Below are 4,022 nucleotides of genomic sequence, written 5' to 3' on the forward strand. Positions count from 1 at the left end.
AATTTTCGCACAAAATGCGAATAACCGGGCGAAACGCGGCAGAAAAAGCGACACGAGCGCGCGCAAAAGACCGCTCTTGCAGCGCGTGCCGCAAGGGCGGACTATTCGGGCAATGATACGGTTGGCTGCGATTCAGATGACTTTGGAAAAGCGCTTGCTGTTTTCTGCCTTGTGCAGGTAAGCGTCGAACACCATCGCGATGTTGCGGATGAGCAGGCGACCAAGCGGCTGGACGTCAAGACGGTCGCCGTGAATGGCAATGAGACCGTCGGCGGCGAGCGGTTGCAGCGCCTGCCATTCGCGCGCGAAATAGTCGGGTGCGTTAATCTGCCAGCGCGCGCTGACGGCAGCGAGGTCAAGGCGCAGGTTACACATGATTTCGGTGATGACGTGGTGGCGGATGTGGTCGTCGCGGCTGAGTTCGATGCCGCGCATCACCGGAATCGCGCCGTTATCCAGCGCCTGGTAGTAGCGGCTGCGCGCTTTTTCGTGCTGGCTGTAGCAGCCGTCAAGCATACTGATGGCGCTGATGCCGAAGCCGAGCAGTTCGCAGTCGGAGAAGGTGGAGTAGCCCTGGAAGTTGCGGTAGAGCGTGCCGTCGCGCTGGTGGCGGACGAGGCTGTCGCCGGGCAGGGCGAAGTGGTCGAGGCCGATAAATTCGTAGCCGCCGCCGGTGAGTTGTTCGATGGTCGCTTGCAGCAGTTGCAGTTTGGTCGCGGCATCGGGCAGGTCGGCGGCGTTAATTTGTTTCTGCGCGCCGAAGATGTGCGGCATATGGGCGTAGTTGAAGACGGCGAGGCGGTCGGGCGCAAGTTCGCGGATTTGTTCGAGAGTGCGGCTAAAGGTGCGCACGGTTTGCAGCGGCAGGCCGTAGATGAGGTCGGCGCTGATGCTGTGGTAGCCGGCGTCGCGCGCGGCAGCGATGGTATCGCGCACGTGTTCAAAGCTCTGGATGCGGTTCACCGCTTTTTGTACCGCCGGGTCGAAGTCCTGCACGCCGAAGCTGACGCGGTTGAAGCCGAGTTCGCGCAAAAAGCGCAGGTCGTCCGGGCTGACGGTGCGCGGGTCGATTTCGATGCTGTATTCGCCCGCGTCATCGGCGGCAAAGTTGGGGAAATGCGCGTGCAGCATCGCCAGCAGGCGGCGCAGTTGGCCGTGGTTCAAGAAGGTTGGCGTGCCGCCGCCCAAATGCAACTGGATGACGCGGCGGCTTTTGTCGATGTGTGCCGCCTGGCGGGCGATGTCGCGCTCAAGCTGATCGAGGTATTCGTCGGACTGGTCGTGGTTGCGGGTGATGATTTTGTTGCAGCCGCAGTAGTAGCAGACGTGTTCGCAGAAGGGGATGTGAACGTAGAGCGAGAGGTCGCGCCCGGCGGCGTTGCCCGCTTCGAGGTGGCGGACGTAGTCGGCGGCGGTGAAGCGGTCGTGAAATTCGACGGCGGTCGGGTAGGAGGTGTAGCGCGGGCCGCTCTGGCTGTATTTGCCGATGAGTTCGGCATCGAAGTAACGGGTCATGGTGGTGGCAGGTGTGAAAAATGGCGCGATTGTAGCAGCGCGGCACGGCGGCGGCATTGACTTGGGTTTTGTGCGCCACTGCCACCCGCTCTTGCTATACTCGCGCCCCCATTTACACCGCAAAAACCGCCATGATGAACCCCATCCGCCGTCTCCATCTCGACCCCTTCCTTGCCATGATCCTGCTGATGGTACTCGCCGCGACCGTCGTCCCGGCGCAAGGCATCGGCAAGACCTTCTTCAAGCACCTCACCACCGCCGCCATCGCCCTGCTCTTTTTCATGCACGGCGCCAAACTCTCGCGCGAGGCGGTGCTGGCGGGCGTCGGCCACTGGCGGCTGCATCTCTTGGTGCTGGCGACGACGTTCGTGCTGTTCCCGCTGCTCGGCCTCACCTTGCACCCGCTGGTACCGACGGTACTCACCCCGGAAACGTATCAGGGTTTCCTCTACCTTTGCGCCCTGCCGGCGACGGTGCAATCGGCCATTGCCTTTACCTCGGTCGCGCGTGGCAACGTTGCCGCCGCCATTTGCAGCGCCGCTACCTCCAGCCTGCTCGGTGTGTTTCTCTCGCCGCTCCTGGTCGGACTGCTGCTGAGCGCGCAGGGGCAAACTGACCTCGCCAGCTCCATCAGCGCCGTCATGCTGCAACTGCTGCTGCCGTTCGTTCTCGGCCATCTCTCGCGCCCGCTCACCGCCAACTGGATTGCGAAAAACCGTCGCCTCATCAAAATCACCGACCAAAGCTCAATCCTGCTCGTCGTCTATACCGCCTTCAGCGAAGCGGTGCTGGAAGGCATCTGGAGCCGGGTCAGCCTCGGCACGCTGCTGGTCATCGGCATCGTCTCCTTCATCCTGCTCGCAGTCGTCCTCGTTTTCACTACCTACAGCGCGCGCGCGCTCGGCTTCAACAAGGCCGACGAAATCACCATCGTCTTCTGCGGCTCGAAGAAAAGCCTCGCCAACGGCATCCCGATGGCAAACATCCTCTTTCCGCCCGCCAGCGTCGGCATCCTTGTCCTGCCGCTGATGCTCTTTCACCAAATCCAGTTGATGATCTGCGCCGTGCTGGCGCAGCGCTACGCCCAACGCCCGCAGGATGATTGAGCCATGTCCTTTCTCGCCAAAATCGAACACCTAAACAGCGCCGACCTCGCCGCCTACCGCCCGCTCATCCTCGACGGCGATCCGGTTGGCCTCATCTGGCGCGACAACCTCGCCCGCCTGCGCGATCACGACCTCGATTTGCGCGACGACGGCGACCGCCTCGTCTGGCACGCGCCCGCCGATTTCGCCGCGCGCAATGCCATTCTCGCCAACCTCGCCGCTGCGCTTGCCCGCGAAGGCTACGTTAGCGGCTGGCGCAACGAACAACTGCCGCTGCTCGCCAATCTGCATCGCCCGGTGCGCGCGCTGATAGAGCGCGCCGCCGCGCCGGTGATTGGCGTCTGCGGTTACGGCGTGCATCTGAACGGCACCACCATGCGCGACGGCGTACCGCATATGTGGATTGCGCGCCGCGCTGCCACGAAAAGCGTTGAACCGGGCAAACTGGATCAGGTCGCCGCCGGCGGCATCCCCTACGGCATCGGCGTGTTTGAGAACCTCATCAAGGAAAGCGACGAAGAAGCGGCGATTCCCGAACATCTCGCGCGGCAGGCACGCCCGGCCGGCATCATCAGCTACACCGCGCAGGTGGAGAACGGCATCCGCGCCGATACCCTCTACAACTACGATTTGGCGCTGCCGCCCGATTTCCGCCCGCATAACCGCGACGGCGAAGTCGGCGAATTTCTCTGCCTGCCGCTGGATGAAGTCGCCCGTCTCGTGTGCGACAGCGATGAATTCAAACAAAATTCCGCCGTGGTCGTCATCGACTACCTCATCCGCCACGGCTACCTGACGCCGGACGACACCCCGGACTACCCCGCCCTCTGCCGTGGCATCCACCGCCGCCACCCGCAGATGCAGAGCTAAACGTCTCTTAACAAAAACAGCAAACTAGAAAAACACCCGGAAAACCCCTTGCATAACAGGAATATTTTGGCATAATGCGCGCCCTCAAACGGGCAGACGGGTCGTTAGCTCAGTGGTAGAGCAGTTGGCTTTTAACCAATTGGTCGAAGGTTCGAATCCTTCACGACCCACCATCACGGGCCGTTAGCTCAGTTGGTAGAGCAGTTGACTCTTAATCAATTGGTCAAAGGTTCGAGCCCTTTACGGCCCACCAGATTCTTGTTAAACCCATTACGTTTCAGCGTAATGGGTTTTATTTTTTCTGTCTGTGGGGCATTGCAAGGACAAATGCTTCTGCCGCTAATCCGCCGGGCTCGCCTGGCGGATTTTTTTGTTGGTGAGACCGCGGCTTTGACGTCAGCTCAGCGCCTGTTGCAGCGCGTAGCGCAAGTAGGCCTGCGGCAGGGTAACTTTTTCGCGGCGGCGGTAATAGCCTTCGATGGCGTCCAGCAGCACCTTGCGGTAGGTGACATCAAGCTGGCGCAGGGCTTC

General features: G+C 61.5%; 3 protein-coding genes and 2 tRNA genes. 4 read left to right on the plus strand and 1 reads right to left on the minus strand.

Annotated elements, in window-relative coordinates:
* Positions 1-132: 132 nt before the first annotated feature.
* Complete coding sequence (gene hemN, locus Q0349_RS06735; RefSeq protein ID WP_298080112.1) at positions 133-1,515, minus strand: oxygen-independent coproporphyrinogen III oxidase; 1,383 nt, start codon at positions 1,513-1,515, stop codon at positions 133-135.
* Between the two features lie 134 nt (positions 1,516-1,649).
* On the opposite strand from hemN, the gene Q0349_RS06740 reads away from it, so the two are divergent.
* The 4 genes from Q0349_RS06740 to Q0349_RS06755 all read left to right on the plus strand — a co-directional run bounded on the left by Q0349_RS06740 (position 1,650) and on the right by Q0349_RS06755 (position 3,744).
* The gene (locus tag Q0349_RS06740; RefSeq protein ID WP_366916288.1) at positions 1,650-2,621 is read left to right on the plus strand and encodes a bile acid:sodium symporter family protein; all 972 of its coding nucleotides are present in this window, start codon (positions 1,650-1,652) and stop codon (positions 2,619-2,621) included.
* 3 nt (positions 2,622-2,624) lie between these two features.
* Positions 2,625-3,491, plus strand: a complete 867-nt coding sequence (locus Q0349_RS06745; protein WP_298080114.1) for a DUF4743 domain-containing protein — start codon at positions 2,625-2,627, stop codon at positions 3,489-3,491.
* Positions 3,492-3,589: 98 nt separating this feature from the next.
* A tRNA-Lys gene (locus Q0349_RS06750) sits at positions 3,590-3,664 on the plus strand.
* A 4-nt stretch (positions 3,665-3,668) separates the two neighbouring features.
* A tRNA-Lys gene (locus Q0349_RS06755) sits at positions 3,669-3,744 on the plus strand.
* The last annotated feature ends 278 nt before the right edge of the window (positions 3,745-4,022 follow it).

Source organism: uncultured Cardiobacterium sp. (genome assembly GCF_938028185.1).
Classification (GTDB): domain Bacteria; phylum Pseudomonadota; class Gammaproteobacteria; order Cardiobacteriales; family Cardiobacteriaceae; genus Cardiobacterium.

What these genes read in the sequence shown, in the direction of transcription:
- hemN (WP_298080112.1), bottom strand. Translation starts at nt 1,515, where the DNA reads ATGACCCGTTACTTCGATGCCGAACTCATCGGCAAATACAGCCAGAGC.
- Q0349_RS06740 (WP_366916288.1), top strand. Translation starts at nt 1,650, where the DNA reads ATGAACCCCATCCGCCGTCTCCATCTCGACCCCTTCCTTGCCATGATC.
- Q0349_RS06745 (WP_298080114.1), top strand. Translation starts at nt 2,625, where the DNA reads ATGTCCTTTCTCGCCAAAATCGAACACCTAAACAGCGCCGACCTCGCC.